This window comes from Amycolatopsis sp. NPDC048633 (assembly GCF_040650695.1).
In the GTDB taxonomy this organism is placed as follows: Bacteria; Actinomycetota; Actinomycetes; order Mycobacteriales; family Pseudonocardiaceae; genus Amycolatopsis.
On the sequence record NZ_JBEZHS010000002.1, the window covers coordinates 103,135 to 117,179 of the forward strand.

Consider the following 14,045-nt stretch of genomic DNA (forward strand, 5'->3'; position numbering starts at 1 on the left):
CGATGACCCTTGCCGCCCCCGTCAGCCACGCTGTCAGCCGGTCCGTTGTGGAGGCGACCGAGCTGCCCCGGATCATCCGGATCCGGCCCAACTTCCACGTCGCCGCGTTCGGCCTGATGAAGTTGCTGCCCGCCCGGTTCATGCTCGACCGCGCCGAAGAACGCGGCGATGTCGGCCCGGGCACGACCGTGCTCGAGACGTCGTCGGGCACCTTCGGCCTCGGCCTCGCCATGGTCTGCCGGCTGCGCGGCTACCCGCTCACGATCGTCGGCGACCCGGCGATCGACGCGCCGCTGAAGCGCCGCCTCGAACACCTCGGCGCGCGCGTCGAGATCTGCCCGAAGCCCAGCCCGGTCGGCGGGTACCAGCGGGCGCGGCTCGACCGGCTGGAGGAGCTTCGCGCGGAGTACCCGAACCACTGGGTGCCGGGCCAGTACAGCAATCCCGACAACCCGCGGTCGTACGCGCTGGTGGCCGAGCAGCTCGCCGAGACGATCGGCGTCCCCGACTGCCTCGTCGGCGCGGTCGGCTCCGGCGGCTCGACGTCGGGCACGAGCTCGTTCCTGCGGATGCTCGTGCCGGACCTGACGCTCATCGGCGTCGACACCCAGCGCAGCGCCATCTTCGGCCAGGAGGACGGGCCGCGGGTGCTGCGCGGGCTCGGCAACAGCTTGGTGCCGGCCAACGTCGACCATGCGAGCTACGACCAGGTGCACTGGATCGGCGCGGCCGAGGCCTTCGCCGCGACGCGGGACCTGTACGCGCGGCACTGCCTGTTCATGGGCCCGACCAGTGGCGCGTCGTTCAAGGTGGCCGACTGGTTCTCGCGCCGGAACCCGGACGCCACGGTCGTCGCGCTGCTGCCGGACGAGGGGTACCGCTACCAGGACACGGTGTACTCCGACGAGTGGCTGAGCGCGCAGGGGCTGGCGCACCCGGGCGCGGCCGAGCCGTACGAGGTCGTCGCGCCCGCCGAGCCCGGTGGTTCGTGGACGTGGCTGAACTGGGGGCGGCGTTCGCTGGACGCCGCGTCGTGATGCGCACGCTGCTGCTCGTCGAGAGCAACACCACCGGCACCGGGCGGCTGTTCGCGCGGCAGGCCCGTTCGCTCGGGTTCGAGCCGGTGCTGGCCGCGGCCGACCCTTCGCGGTACCCGTACGCGGCCGAGGACGGCGTCCGCGTGGTCCAGTGCGACACGGCGGACGTGTGCGCGGTGCTGGCCGCGGACATCGGTGAGCCCGCCGGGGTGACGAGCAGCTCGGAGTACTTCATCCCGGTGGCGGCCCGGATCGCGGCGAAACTGGGCCTGCCCGGGCCGGACCCGGACGCCGTGACCGACTGCCGCAACAAGGCGCACCAGCGGGCCGTCCTCGGGGCGCCGTGCACGGTGGCGACTTCGGTGGCTTCCGCGGTCGAGGCGGCCACCGAGTTCCCGGTCGTGCTCAAGCCGGCCGAGGGGTCGGGGAGCGTCGGCGTGCTGCGCTGCGAGACGTCCGACGCGGTGGCCGCCCAGGCCGCGGCGCTGCTTTCGGTGACGCACAACGAACGCGGGCTGCCGGTGCCGGCGCAGGTGCTGGTGGAGCCGTACGCGAGCGGGCCGGAGTACTCGGTGGAGCTGTTCGGCGACGTCGTCGTCGCGGTCGTCCGCAAGCACCTCGGGCCGGCGCCGTTCTTCGTCGAGGTGGGCCACGACGTCCCGGCTTCGCTGCCCCCCGGGGACGAGACGGCCTTGATCGACACGGCCCGGGCGGCGGTGACCGCGCTGGGCCTCGGCTTCGGCGCGGCCCACGTCGAGATCCGCCTGACCCCGTCCGGGCCGTGGCTGATGGAGGTCAACCCGCGCCCGGCGGGCGGCATGATCCCGGAGCTGGTCCGCGCGGCGACCGGCGTCGACCTGGTGGCGGCGCAGGTGGCGGCGGTCCTCGGGCTGCCGCCGGACCTGCGGGCTTCCCGGCGGGCGTGCGCGTCGCTGCGGTTCTTGACGGCCACCTCCTCCTCGGCGGTGGCCGCCGGCGACGCGGTGGCGAAGGCATCGACGGTGCCGGGGGTGGCCGAAGCCCGGCTGTACCGGCCCGACGGCACGGTGGTCCGCCCGGCCCGCGACTACCGCGACCGGGCCGGGCACGTCCTGGCCGTGGCCGACCGTCCCCGCGGCGCCCGCGCGGCGGCGGCCGCCGGACTGGACCGGCTCCGGGCCGCCCTGGTTCCCGCACCCCGGCCGGCGACGTCATGAACGAGTCGTTCATGTCGTCGGAGGCCCTGAACGAGTCGTTCATGACACCCGGCCACTCCGAGCGGAGGACTCGATGAGCCTGCGGTTCCTGATCACCACCGTGGCGCAGACCGCCCACCCCAGTACCCCACCCGGACACCCCGGAAGGAGCACCTCGATGACCATCGCCCCAGGCGGGACCGGCCGGCTCACCAGCCCCATCTCCGCCGCGGCCCGGGAGATCCTCTTCGACCGCGACACCGCCCCCGCCCCCGACCCGGTCGCCGCCGAGCTCGGCCTCATCAGCCAGGTCGACCGGGCCCACGTCGTCATGCTCGCCGAACGCGGCATCGTCGACCGGGCCCGGGCCGGCGAACTCCTCCACGGCATCGAAAGCCTGCGGAAGCAAGGCTTCGCGCCGCTGCACGACGTCCCCGCACCCCGCGGCCGTTACCTCGCCTACGAGTCCCACCTCATCGACACCCTCGGCGCCGAGGTCGGCGGCATCCTCCACAGTGGACGCTCGCGCAACGACCTCAACGCCACCGTCGTCCGGCTGCGGCTGCGCGAACCGCACGAACGCCTGCTCGCCGAGTCCGACGCCCTCGGCCGCGCCCTGCTCGACCGGGCGCGGCGCTGGGCCGGCGTCACCATGCCCGCCTACACCCACCACCAGCCCGCCGTCCCGATCACCTACGGCCACTACCTCGCCGGCGTGGCGAGCGCGCTCGTCCGCGACGTCGAAGGCGTCTGGCAGGCCGGCGCGGAGATCGACCAGAACCCGCTCGGCGCGGGCGCGGTCGGTGGCACCTCGCTGCCGGTCGACCCGCACCGCACCACCGCGCTGCTCGGCTTCGCCACCCCGATCCCGAACTCGCTGCACGCCGTCGCGTCGCGGGACCTGGTGCTGCGCCAGCTTTCCGCGGCCACCGTCCTCGGTGTCCTGCTCTGCCGCGTCTCGCACGACCTGCAGGCGTGGACCAGCGCCGAGGCCGGGCTGCTGCGGCTGGCCGACGACGTCGTCGGGTCCAGCTCGATGATGCCGCAGAAGCGCAACCCGTTCCTGCTGGAACACGTCCAGGGCCGGGCGCTGGCCCCGCTCGGCGCGTTCACCGCGTCGGCGAGCGCGATGGCGACGGCGCGCTTCACCAACGCCATCGCCGTCGGCACCGAAGCCGTCGCCCCGGCGTGGTCGGCCCTCGAAGCCGCGACCGACGCCGTCGTCCTGCTGCGGCTCGTCGTCGAGGGCGCCGAGCCGGTGCCGGAGCGGATGTACGAACGCGCCGTCGACGGCCAGACCGCGGCCACCCACCTCGCCGAACGGCTCGTCGACGCCGGTGTCCCGTTCCGGCAGGCCCACCACGAAGTCGGCGCCATCGCCAAGGAGGCCCTCGCCGCCGGGGTGCCGCTGCACGACGTCGCCCGCGTCCGGCTGGCCGGGCAGCCGGCGCACGTCCTCGCCGCGCTCGACCCCGCCGAGGTCGCCCAGCACGCGGCCCACGGCGGCGGCCCGGCGCGGGAGTCCGTGCTCGCCGCCGTCACCGAAGCCGAGACGGCGTTCGCCGGGATCCGCGCCGCCGCCGAGGAACGCCGCTGGCGCTGGAGCCAGGCCGAAATCGGCCTCGACGACGCCGTCCGAAACCTCACCCACTGACCTTTCAGGAGCCTGTTGTGACCACTTTCGCCGACGACCTCGCCACCGTCCGCCCGGACGCCGCGCCCGCGCAGGGCACGCACGTCGAACTCCGCAGCGACACCTTCACCCTGCCCACCCCGACGATGCTGGAGGCGGCCGCGCGCGCCCCGCTCGGCGACGACGTCTACGGCGAGGACCCCACCGTGGACCGCCTCGAGCAGCTCGCCGCCGAGCTGCTCGGCAAGCAGGCCGGCTGCCTGATGCCGAGCGGCACCATGGCGAACCTGACCGCGCTGCTGGCGCACTGTCCCCGTGGGGGCAAGGCGATCGTCGGGCACGAGTCCGACGTGTACGTCTACGAAGCGGGCGGCGCGTCGCTGTGCGGCGGCATCGTCTACGACCCGCTGCCGAACCTGCCCGACGGCACGATCGACCCGGCGGCGATCGCCGAGGCGTGCGCGGTGGACCGCAGCGACCCGCAGATCGCGCCGCCCGCGGTGCTGAGCCTGGAGACGCCGCAGAACCGGTGCGGCGGGCTGCCCCTGCAGCTGGACTACCTCAGCGAGGTGTCCCGGCTGATCCGTTCGCACGGCGTCGCCCTGCACCTCGACGGCGCCCGGCTGTTCAACGCGGCGGTGGCGCTCGGCGTCAGCGCGGCCGAGGTCGCCAAGCACGCGGACACGGTGCAGATCTGCCTGTCGAAGGGACTGTGCGCGCCGATCGGCTCGGTGCTGGTCGGCGACCGCGTGACGATCGCGGCGGCGCGGCGGATGCGCAAGATGCTCGGCGGCGGCATGCGCCAGGCCGGGATGATCGCGGCCTGCGGCATCGTGGCGCTGACGGACATGACCGAGCGCCTGGCCGACGACCACGCCCGCGCGGCGCGCCTGGCCCGCGGCCTGTCCCGCATCCCCGGCGTCCGGCTGGACCCCGGCCCGCCGTTGACCAACATGGTGTTCTTCAAGGTCCGCGACGACCGCTACACGACCCGGACGCTGATCGAGGCGGCCCGCCGGCGGGGGATCCGGGTCGAAGAACTCGGCACCGACCGCATCCGCGCGGTGACCCACGCGGGCGTCGACGACGACGCGGTGGACCGCGCGGTCTCGGTCTTCGGCGACCTCCTGGGCCACGACGCCCTGGTGCGGTGAACCTCCGGGCCGGGGCGCGGGCCCCGGCCCGTAAGGGTTTCCTAATGCCGTGAATGACCGGTTCCGCGGGCGACCCGGGCTACGGTCGCCCGGTGTCCAGGTCATCGCGTGGGTTCCTCGTCGCCGTCCCGGGGCTGCTGCTGGCCGGGTTCGGCGCGGTGCACCCCGCGCAGCTCGACGCGGCGACGGCGCCCTGGTGGACGACGCTGCACATCATCCTGCTGCCGGTCTTCCCGTTGCTCGGCGTGGCGCAGTGGTCCCTGCTGACGCCGGCGCCTCGGTGGCTCAAGTGGCCCGGCCGGCTGGCGGCGTTCGGGTACGCGGCCTTCTACGGCGGTCTCGACGCCGTGGCGGGGATCGCCGGGGGCACGGTGGTCCACGCCCAGCACGGCGCCACCCCGGTCGTCGGCGCGGTGTTCATGGCCGGCGACCAGGTGGGTCTCATCGGTGCGGCCTGCTTCCTCGCGGCCAGTGTCCTGATCGTCGTGGCGGCGGTTCTGCGCGCGGGGTGGTGGGCGGTGCCGGGCGGCGTGGTCCTGCTGCTCGCCAGCGTGTCCTTTCTGGACAGTCACATCTTCTGGCCCCGGGGCGTGCTCACGATGCTCGGCGTCGCCGCGGGGATGCCGTGGGTGTACCTCGCCGGCGAGCGAAGTGCGGAGAAGGAGATGACGCGATGAGTCGCGCACGGCGTCTGTTCACCCGGCCTTGGTTCGTCGGCGTCCTGGTCGTGGGCCTGGTCGCGGTCGCGGCGGGCCTGTACTGGTTCCAGCCGTGGCGGCTCTGGGTGGACGAGACGGTCGAGGAGTCCTTGCCGGTCGCCGTGCCGGTGTCCCAGCCTTCGTCGGTGCCGTCGCCTCGGCCGGTTGCGCCCGTCGAGGTCGCGACCGGGACGCTGATCAGCCACGAGCACCGGACCGCCGGCACCGTCCGGATCCTGCGCGCCACCGACGGCTCGCTCGTGCTGCGCCTGGAGAACCTGACGACCAGCAGCGGCCCGGACGTGCACGTCTGGCTCACCGACGCGCCGGTGAAGCCCGGCCAGGACGGCTGGGGCCTGTTCGACGACGGCAGGTACCTCGACCTCGGCAAGCTCAAAGGCAACAAAGGGAACCAGAACTACCCGCTGCCCGCGGGCACCGACCTGGCCGGGTACACGAGCCTGAGCATCTGGTGCGACCGCTTCGACGTCTCCTTCGGCGCGGCCGAGCTGTCCGGCGAGCGCGCCTGACAATGGCCCGGGCTTGACACGTCCCGCACCGCAGCTGTACATGTTTGTACATGTTCACCCGAACGTCTCTGACGCGGGACCGCGCGCTTGGCGCCTTCTACGGTCTCGCGGTCGGTGACGCGCTCGGCATGCCCACGCAGTCGATGTCGCGCGCCGCCATCGAGCAGGCCTACGGGACGATCAGCGGCTTCGTCGACGCCGTCGCGGAGCAGCCGATCGCGCCCGGGATGGCGGCCGGGTCGATCACCGATGACACCGAACAGGCCGTGCTCGTGGCCCGGCTGGTGATCGACGGCGGCGGCCGGATCGACGCCCACGCCTTCGCCGCCGCCCTGCGGGAGTGGGAGGCGGACATGATCCGCCGCGGCTCGCTCGACCTGCTGGGCCCCTCGACCCGCCGCGCCCTCGACCGGCTCGACGCGGGCGTCGACGCCGACGAGGCCGGTCGCGACGGCGCCACCAACGGTGCCGCCATGCGGATCACCCCGGTCGGCATCGCGACGCCGCTGGGTGACGGGTTCCTCGACGCCGTCGTCGAGGCGAGCCGCGTCACCCACAACACCGGCCTGGGCATCGCCGCGGCCGCCGCGGTCGCCGCCGCCGTTTCGTCCGGTGTGGACGGCGCCGACCTCAAGACTTCCCTGGACGAAGCCGAACAGGCCGCCGCGGAAGGCGCGCTGCGCGGGCACTGGGTCGCGGGCGGGGACATCGCCGCCCGCATCGCCTGGGCGCGCGGCTGGGTGCGGGGCCTGGGCCGCGCCGGCCTGGCCGACGCGCTCACCGGGGTCATCGGGACGTCGGTCGCCGCGCAGGAGTCCGTGGTCGCCGCGTTCGCGCTGGCCGAAACGCTCGGCGACGACCCGGCGGCGGCCCTGACCCTCGCCGCCGGGATCGGCGGCGACACCGACACCGTGGCAGCCGTGTGCGGGGCGATCCTCGGCGCACACCACGGGATCTCCGGACTGCCCGCCCACCTGGTCGATAAGGTGCGCGCGGTCAACCGGCTCGAGCTGGCCGTCATCGTGGACGGCCTCCTTCAGGTGCGAGGTAACGATGGTCGAATCAGGTCAGGTCCCCAGCGCTAGCGCCGCGGACACGGTGGCCGGCCCGGAGCGGTCGGGAGCGCTGGAGACCCGCGGGATCGAGCCCGTGCCCGCCGCCGAGCGCCACGGGCACCCGATGCAGCTGTTCTGGGTGTGGTTCGCCGCGAACATCAGCATCCTCGGGCTGCCGCTCGGCGCGACCCTCGTCGCGGTGCAGCACCTGGCGTTCTGGCAGGCGGCCCTCGTCGCGGTGCTCGGCGCCGCCGGGTCGTTCGCGGTCGTCGGCGTCGTCTCCATCGCCGGGCGGCGCGGTGGTGCGCCCGGCCTCACGCTCTCGCGCGCGGTGTTCGGCGTCCGGGGCAACATCGGGCCGACCGTGGTGTCGCTGGTGTCCCGGCTCGGCTGGGAGACGGTGAACACGACGACCGCCGCGTTCGCGTTCCTCTCCCTCTGCGCGATCCTGTTCGGCGCGAACGCGGACGCGAAAGCCTCACCGGTGCTGACGATCGCCGGCGTGCTGCTGTTCGTCCTGCTCACGGTGACGGTCTCCGGGCTCGGCCACGCGGTGCTGGTGGTGGTGCAGCGCTGGTCGACGTGGATCTTCGGCGCGCTGAACGTGGTCGTCGCGGTCAGCCTGATCACCCGGATCCACTGGGGCCAGGTGTTCGCCGCGTCGCCGGCGCCGGTCGGCGCGATGATCGCCGGCGTCGGCACCATCGCCGCCGGGACGGGAATCGGCTGGGCCAACGCGTCCGCGGACATGTCGCGCTACCAGTCGCCGACCGTGCGGGCGGGCTCGCTCGTCGCCTCGGCCGCGGCGGGTGCGGGGATCCCGCTGGTGCTGCTCATCTCGCTCGGCAGCCTGGTCTCGGCCGACGATCCCTCGCTCGCCTCGGCGGGTGACCCGGTCGCCGCCATCCGCGAGCTGCTGCCGAGCTGGATGGCCGTGCCGTACCTGATCGCCGCGTTCGGCGGGCTGCTGCTCTCGAACCACCTGTCCGTGTACTCCGCCGGCCTCACCACGCTGACCCTGGGCATCCGGATCAAGCGGGTGTACGCCGTGGTCGTCGACATCGTGGTGACGTTCCTCGGCTCGCTGTATTTCATGCTCGTGGCGGACGGCTTCTACGGCCCGTTCATCGCGTTCATCAGCCTGCTGGCGGTGCCGATCACGGCGTGGGTCGGGGTGTTCGTCGTCGACATGGTGCGCCGGCGGGACTACGACCCGGCGGCGCTGATGGACATGCACCGCACGAGCGGGTACTGGTACCGCGCCGGCTGCGAGCCGCGCGCCCTGCTGGCCTGGGCCGCCGCGATCGTCGCGGGCTACCTGTTCACGACGGCCGGTACCGGGGACGACGCCTGGTTCACCGGGCCCCTGTCCGGCACGTGGCTCGGCGCCAACGGGCTCGGCTGGGTCGTCACCTTCGTCGTGGGCGCCGGGTTGTACGCCGCGCTCGGCGGTGCGAGGATCCGGCGATGACCGGCCGGCTCGTCCACACCGGACAGGCCATCGTGGACCTCGTGATGCGGGTCGAGGCGCTGCCGCCCGCGGGTGGTGACGTGCTCGCCACCGACGTCCGCTTCACCGCGGGCGGCGGGTTCAACGTGATGGCCGCCGCGGCCCGCGCCGGGGCGGAGGTCGTCTACGCGGGGGAGCACGGCACCGGGCGGTTCGGCGACCTGGTCCGGGAAGCCCTGGCCGCCGAAGGTGTCGAGCTGGTCCAGCTCCCGGTCGCCTCGGACACCGGGGTGTGCGTCGTCCTGGTCGACGCGGGCGGCGAGCGGACGTTCATCACCGAGACCGGCGCCGAGGGGACCCTCACCGCGGAGCACCTGCACCGGGTGCGGCCGCGCGCCGGGGACCTGGTGTACGTCACCGGGTACAGCCTCCTGCGGGAGTCGAACCGCGACGCGTTACTCGACTGGCTGCCGTCGAGGGGGGAGCACCGGGTGCTGCTGGACCCCGGCCCGCTCGCGGCCGACGTCGCCCCCGATGTCTGGCGGGCAGTGCTGCCGCGGGTCGACATCCTTTCGTGCAACGCTGCGGAAGCCGAAGCGATGTCCACTGTGGACGGCATCGGGGCCGTGCCCGTGCGGGTCACGCGCGTCGGCGCGGAGGGCTGCGACGTCGTGGAGAACGGGGTGACCGTGCGCGTCCCCGGATTCCCCGTCGACCCGGTGGACACCAACGGCGCGGGGGACGCCCACGCCGGCGTGCTGGCGGCGGAACTGCTGCGCGGGGAGCCGCTCCTCGTCGCGGCCGAACGCGCGAACGCGGCCGCCGCGATCGCGGTCGGGCGGTACGGCCCGGCGACGAGCCCGTCCCGCACGGAGGTCGACGAGCTCTTGGCCGCTCGCCGGTAGCTTCAGGAGCCGCCGGCGAGCAGGTCGCCCAGCCCGCCCCGGGCGTCTTCGAGCACGAGCGCCTCGGCCTTCGCCGAGTCGCCCGCCCGCAGCGCGTGCACGAGCGCGCGGTGGGTCGCGTAGCGGTCCAGGCCGAACCTTTCGTCCACGCTCACGCGTTCGATCACCCGTGAACGCCGTTCCGGGTAGGAGAACACCCGGGTCTGGTCGAGCAGCCGGACGAGCACCGGGTTGCCCGCGCACGACTCGACGAGACCGTTGAAGCGCTGCATCGCGTCGAAGAGCCGGCCGACGTGCTTGGCCACGTCCTGCCCGGACTCGTGCCGCTGCTTGATGAGGATGAGCAGGTCGTCGGCCTCGTCGAGGACCTCGTCGAGACCGTCCAGCTGCTCGGGCGTCGCGTGCCGGGCGGCGAAGCGGGCCACCATGCCGCGCAGGCCCACCTCGACCTCGGCGAGGTCCTGGATCGCGACGCCGCCGAACATCGCCACCTTGACCGTCCGCGGGCCGGACCGTTCGAGCAGGCCGTCCTGTTCGAGGCGCCGGATGGCCTCGCGCACCGGCGTCGGGCTGACCGACAGCTGCTCGGCGAAGCCGCGTTCGGTGACCTTCTGACCCGGGCGCAGCTCACCGGTGGTGATCGCGTCGCGGATCGCGCGGTACACGCGGTCGGCCAGCGTGTCGGTCTGCAGTGCCTCACCCATCACGAGCCCAAGCCTACTGGCCATGGCAAATCTTGTTTGCAACTATTGACCATCTTGCTATAGCAAAAGTACGGTGGCCGTTACCACCAGGGCGGTGGGGGAGGGACGGTGCCGACGATGACGTCGACCACCCCGCGCGTCCGCACGGGACGCATCACGTTCTTCGTGGCGCTGGCGGTCTTCGCGCAGGAGTCGACGTGGAACCTCTACGACTCGCAGGTCCCGCCGCTGCTGCGCGAGCACGTCGCCAGCGCCGCGCTCATCGGCGCGCTGATGGGGATGGACAACCTGCTCGGCATCTTCATCCAGCCGTGGATGGGCAACCGGTCGGACGGCACCCGCACGTCCTGGGGCCGGCGCATCCCCTACCTCGTCGTCGGCATGCCGGTGGCGGCGCTGCTGTTCGTCCTCATCCCGCACGCCGCGGTCTCGCTGCCGCTGCTCATCCTCGTGATGTTCAGCTACGCGCTCGTCGCGAACTCGTTCAAGCCGATCGCCGAGTCGCTGCTCCCGGACTTCATCGGCCCCGAGCGCCGCAGCCGGGCCAACGCGGCGGTCAAGATCGCCTCCAGTATCACGGTGATCGTCGCGGCGCTGATCAGCATCTTCCTGATCGACGAATTCCCGAAGCTGTCCTTCGCGATCCCGGCGGTCCTGATGCTGGTGTCCGTGGGCGTGCTCGCCTGGCGGGTGCGCGACAGCAAGTCCCCGGCCTACCAGGCCGCGCTCGAAGAGGATCGCGCCGAAGTGGACGCCGGACCCCGCGTGCGGATGCGGGACGTCCTGCTCGACATCGTCCGGGACGCCGACCGCAGCCGGCTGCTGGTCATCCTGGCCGTCTTCGCCTTCGGCGGCGCGTGGTTCGCGTCGCGGTCGCTCGTCACCAACTACGGCATGGAGGCACTGGGCCTGTCCCGCGGCGACGCCGGCGGTCTCACCTTGCCCAGCGGCGTCGCGTTCATCGCGGCCGCCTACCCGGTGGCGCTGCTCGCCGAACGCTTCGGCCGGCTGCGGGTGATCCTGACCGGGATGACCGTGTTCGCCGCGGCGATGGTGCTCGGGACGATCGTGCGGACGCCCACCGGCACGGTGGTGGCGATGTGCGTGGCGGCCGCGGGAGCGTCGGCGTTCATGGTCAACATGGCCGTGGTCCTGTGGAACCTCGCGCCCTCGGCCCGCGTGCTCGGCACGTACACCGGCCTCTACACGGTCGGCTGGTCGGCGGGCGGGTTCGTCGGCCCGGCACTGGTCGGCGGCATGGTCGACGTGACCGGCTGGCCGTTCATGCTCCTCGACGTCGGACTCGTCACGGCGATCGCGGTGCTCCTGGTGGCCCGCGTCGCCGTGCTTCAGCGGCGCAGCCCTGATTCGTGGTGAACGGAGAGAAATGAGGGACATGGACAAGGTGCGAGTACTGGCGCCGAGCGGCATGCTCGGTGCGGGCTGGGACCACGCGACCGTCGAGCGCGGCATCGCCCTGGGCGCCGACGTCATCAGCATCGACGGCGGGTCCACGGACTCCGGCCCCCACTACCTCGGGGCCGCGACGGCCAAGACGACCGCCAAGGCCGTGGCGCGCGATCTGCGCAGCCTGTTCACGGCCGCGGCCGGCGCCGGGATCCCGGTGGTCGTGGGCTCCTGCGGGACGAGCGGGACCGACACCGGCGTCGACTGGGTCGCCGGGATCGCCGCCGAGGTGCTCGCGGAGGAGGGCCTGGACCTGAAGGTCGCGAAGATCTACAGCGAGCAGGATGCCGCCGAGCTGAAGGAACACCTCGGTGCCGGCCGGGTGCACCCGTTGCCCCCGCTGGGAGAGCTGGCCGCCGAGACCCTGGAGAGCTGCACCCACATCGTCGGCGCGATGGGGCACGAACCGATCGTCGAGGCGCTGCGCGCGGGTGCGCAGGTGGTGCTGGCCGGCCGCGCGACCGACACGGCGGTGGCGGCCGCTTACCCGCTCATGAAGGGCATGCCGGCCGGGCCGACGTGGCACGCCGCCAAGATCGTCGAGTGCGGCGGCCAGTGCACCGACAACCCGCGCGCGGGCGGCGTCCTGGCCACCATCGACGCCGACGGCTTCACCATCGAGCCGCTCGACCCCGGCGCGGCGTGCACGCCGATCCTGGTGGCGGCCCACATGCTTTACGAGACGGCGAACCCGTTCGAGATGCGCGAACCCGACGGCACCCTCGACGTCCGCGACGCCGAGTACACCGCCGTCGACGACCGGATCGTCCGGGTCACCGGCTCGAAGTTCCACGTCGCCGCCCAGCACACGATCAAGCTCGAAGGCGCGCGGATCACCGGGTACGAAACGATGTCGTTCTCGGCGATCCGCGACCCGCTGGTCCTCGCCGACATCGACGAGTGGGCGTCGCTGATGCGTGCGGTGATCACCCAGCGCGTCGGCCAGACGCTGGGCCTGACCGACGACGAGTACGCGTTCGACCTGCGGCTGTACGGCCACAACGCGGTGCTGGGCGAGCTGGAACCCGAGAGCGGGCCGCCGCGCGAGGTGGGTGTGATGCTGCTGGTCAACGCCCCCGACCAGGCGACGGCCACAGCGGTGGCGAAGGTCGCCAACCCGCTGATGCTGCACCTGCCCACCCCGGCGATGGACTACCTGCCGAGCTTCGCGTTCCCGTCGTCGCCGGCGGAGGTCGAACGCGGCGCGGCGTACGAGTTCGTGCTGAACCACGTCGTCGACTGCGCGCCGCTGGACCTGTTCCGGATCGAGTTCGGGGAGAAGACCCTTGCCTGACACCACTTTGGCGGAGCTGGCCCACGAGGTCCGGTCCAAGAACGCCGGCCCGTTCTGGGTGACGATGGAGCTGTTCCTGCGCGACGCGGACGGCTACCGGATCGCGGCGGACGAGTCGTTCCTGAACGAGCGCGTGGTGGCGTCGCTCTACCGTGTCGACGAAGAGACGATCCAGATCTTCCGGATCCCCTCGCTGAACGTCGTCAAGATTTCGTTCCCGCGCCCGGTGAGCCAGGGATCGCTGCGGGACCGCGACATGCACGCGGGGCAGCACCACGTGCCGCTGGCGCGGATGGTGATCCCGCCGGCCGTCAGCTGACGAGGCGGGGGAACAGCTTGCGCACGCCGCTGCGCAGGTCGTCGAGCGCGTTCTCGGCGCCGATGATGTGCCGCTGCAACGCTTGCTGGAACAGACCGTCGAAGAGGGCGTACGCCTCCGACGGCGCGCAGGTCGGATCGGCCCCCGTCAGATCGGCATAGGCCCGGACGTTCCGCCAGATCATGTCCTGCAGGCTGTCGTCGATCTCGGCGACGTCGTCGCGGAAGGCCGCCTCGAACAGGGACTGCGAGCGCAGGTCGTACCAGAGCCGGTGCATGAGCGGCGCCTCTTCGAGCGCCGCCGCCAGCCCGTCCGCGCACGCTTCGGCCAGCGCGGACGGGGTGTCCGCCCCGCCCACTCCGCCCTCGTAGCGCTTCACGCACGCTTCCTTGTACCGCCGCACGCAGTACGTGATCAGCTCGACCTTGTCGGCGAAGTAGTAGTGCAGCAACCCGTGCGAGAACTGGGTGTGCTCGGCGATCGTGCGCAGGCTCGTGCGGGCGTAACCGAGGTCGGCCAACGCCAGCAGAGCGGCGTCGGCGAGTTCGCGGCGACGGTCCTCGAACTTGTCGACGCGGGTCCGGCGCTTGACAGCGGCTGGGCTGGTCACCGGCCGAAGATACC

Annotated in this window: 14 protein-coding genes; 12 read left to right on the plus strand and 2 right to left on the minus strand. The window is 72.9% G+C overall.

Annotated features, from left to right (window positions below):
• The first annotated feature begins 2 nt into the window (after nt 1–2).
• The 9 genes from AB0C38_RS06935 to AB0C38_RS06975 all read left to right on the plus strand — a co-directional run bounded on the left by AB0C38_RS06935 (nt 3) and on the right by AB0C38_RS06975 (nt 9,637).
• A complete protein-coding gene (locus AB0C38_RS06935; protein ID WP_360667796.1) occupies nt 3–1,037 on the plus strand; it encodes a pyridoxal-phosphate dependent enzyme in 1,035 nt (344 codons plus the stop codon).
• Complete coding sequence (locus tag AB0C38_RS06940) at nt 995–2,233, plus strand: ATP-grasp domain-containing protein (RefSeq protein ID WP_360667799.1); 1,239 nt, start codon at nt 995–997, stop codon at nt 2,231–2,233. The genes AB0C38_RS06935 and AB0C38_RS06940 overlap by 43 nt, the downstream gene beginning before the upstream one ends.
• A gap of 157 nt (nt 2,234–2,390) precedes the next feature.
• Nucleotides 2,391–3,866: an argininosuccinate lyase gene (locus AB0C38_RS06945; RefSeq protein WP_360667802.1), complete on the plus strand. Its 1,476-nt coding sequence runs from the start codon at nt 2,391–2,393 to the stop codon at nt 3,864–3,866.
• A gap of 17 nt (nt 3,867–3,883) precedes the next feature.
• On the plus strand, nt 3,884–4,999 hold the full coding sequence (locus tag AB0C38_RS06950) for a GntG family PLP-dependent aldolase (protein WP_360667804.1): 1,116 nt from the start codon (nt 3,884–3,886) through the stop codon (nt 4,997–4,999).
• Nucleotides 5,000–5,091: 92 nt separating this feature from the next.
• The gene (locus AB0C38_RS06955; RefSeq protein WP_360667807.1) at nt 5,092–5,676 is read left to right on the plus strand and encodes a hypothetical protein; all 585 of its coding nucleotides are present in this window, start codon (nt 5,092–5,094) and stop codon (nt 5,674–5,676) included.
• Nucleotides 5,673–6,227 (plus strand): DM13 domain-containing protein, encoded by a 555-nt coding sequence (locus tag AB0C38_RS06960; RefSeq protein WP_360667810.1) that lies wholly within the window; start codon nt 5,673–5,675, stop codon nt 6,225–6,227. The genes AB0C38_RS06955 and AB0C38_RS06960 overlap by 4 nt, the downstream gene beginning before the upstream one ends.
• Nucleotides 6,228–6,277: 50 nt before the next feature.
• Nucleotides 6,278–7,312 carry an ADP-ribosylglycohydrolase family protein gene (locus AB0C38_RS06965; RefSeq protein ID WP_360667812.1) on the plus strand — a complete coding sequence of 345 codons (1,035 nt, stop codon included), beginning with the start codon at nt 6,278–6,280 and terminating at the stop codon, nt 7,310–7,312.
• Nucleotides 7,281–8,753: a cytosine permease gene (locus tag AB0C38_RS06970; protein ID WP_360667815.1), complete on the plus strand. Its 1,473-nt coding sequence runs from the start codon at nt 7,281–7,283 to the stop codon at nt 8,751–8,753. Before AB0C38_RS06965 ends, AB0C38_RS06970 begins: the two co-directional genes overlap by 32 nt.
• Nucleotides 8,750–9,637, plus strand: a complete 888-nt coding sequence (locus AB0C38_RS06975; protein ID WP_360667818.1) for a PfkB family carbohydrate kinase — start codon at nt 8,750–8,752, stop codon at nt 9,635–9,637. Before AB0C38_RS06970 ends, AB0C38_RS06975 begins: the two co-directional genes overlap by 4 nt.
• Nucleotides 9,638–9,639: 2 nt before the next feature.
• Here AB0C38_RS06975 and AB0C38_RS06980 read toward each other — a convergent pair whose 3' ends face one another.
• The gene (locus AB0C38_RS06980; RefSeq protein ID WP_360667821.1) at nt 9,640–10,341 is read right to left on the minus strand and encodes a GntR family transcriptional regulator; all 702 of its coding nucleotides are present in this window, start codon (nt 10,339–10,341) and stop codon (nt 9,640–9,642) included.
• Nucleotides 10,342–10,458: 117 nt separating this feature from the next.
• On the opposite strand from AB0C38_RS06980, the gene AB0C38_RS06985 reads away from it, so the two are divergent.
• Genes AB0C38_RS06985 through AB0C38_RS06995 form a run of 3 tightly spaced genes read left to right on the plus strand, consistent with a single transcriptional unit; the run spans nt 10,459 to nt 13,421 of the window.
• On the plus strand, nt 10,459–11,718 hold the full coding sequence (locus AB0C38_RS06985) for an MFS transporter (protein ID WP_360667824.1): 1,260 nt from the start codon (nt 10,459–10,461) through the stop codon (nt 11,716–11,718).
• Nucleotides 11,719–11,737: 19 nt separating this feature from the next.
• A complete protein-coding gene (locus AB0C38_RS06990) occupies nt 11,738–13,102 on the plus strand; it encodes an acyclic terpene utilization AtuA family protein (protein WP_360667827.1) in 1,365 nt (454 codons plus the stop codon).
• Nucleotides 13,095–13,421, plus strand: a complete 327-nt coding sequence (locus tag AB0C38_RS06995) for a DUF4387 domain-containing protein (RefSeq protein WP_360667830.1) — start codon at nt 13,095–13,097, stop codon at nt 13,419–13,421. The genes AB0C38_RS06990 and AB0C38_RS06995 overlap by 8 nt, the downstream gene beginning before the upstream one ends.
• On the opposite strand, the gene AB0C38_RS07000 is transcribed toward AB0C38_RS06995, so the two are convergent.
• The gene (locus AB0C38_RS07000) at nt 13,414–14,031 is read right to left on the minus strand and encodes a TetR/AcrR family transcriptional regulator (RefSeq protein ID WP_360667833.1); all 618 of its coding nucleotides are present in this window, start codon (nt 14,029–14,031) and stop codon (nt 13,414–13,416) included. The two genes, AB0C38_RS06995 and AB0C38_RS07000, sit on opposite strands and share 8 nt — an antisense overlap.
• Between the last annotated feature and the right edge of the window lie 14 nt (nt 14,032–14,045).

Bases quoted from the DNA above. Each gene is read 5' to 3' on its own strand.
- AB0C38_RS06970 (WP_360667815.1), top strand. From the start codon at position 7,281: ATGGTCGAATCAGGTCAGGTCCCCAGCGCTAGCGCCGCGGACACGGTG.
- AB0C38_RS06990 (WP_360667827.1), top strand. From the start codon at position 11,738: ATGGACAAGGTGCGAGTACTGGCGCCGAGCGGCATGCTCGGTGCGGGC.
- AB0C38_RS06960 (WP_360667810.1), top strand. From the start codon at position 5,673: ATGAGTCGCGCACGGCGTCTGTTCACCCGGCCTTGGTTCGTCGGCGTC.
- AB0C38_RS06975 (WP_360667818.1), top strand. From the start codon at position 8,750: ATGACCGGCCGGCTCGTCCACACCGGACAGGCCATCGTGGACCTCGTG.
- AB0C38_RS06935 (WP_360667796.1), top strand. From the start codon at position 3: ATGACCCTTGCCGCCCCCGTCAGCCACGCTGTCAGCCGGTCCGTTGTG.
- AB0C38_RS06965 (WP_360667812.1), top strand. From the start codon at position 6,278: ATGTTCACCCGAACGTCTCTGACGCGGGACCGCGCGCTTGGCGCCTTC.
- AB0C38_RS06980 (WP_360667821.1), bottom strand. From the start codon at position 10,341: ATGGGTGAGGCACTGCAGACCGACACGCTGGCCGACCGCGTGTACCGC.
- AB0C38_RS06945 (WP_360667802.1), top strand. From the start codon at position 2,391: ATGACCATCGCCCCAGGCGGGACCGGCCGGCTCACCAGCCCCATCTCC.
- AB0C38_RS06985 (WP_360667824.1), top strand. From the start codon at position 10,459: ATGACGTCGACCACCCCGCGCGTCCGCACGGGACGCATCACGTTCTTC.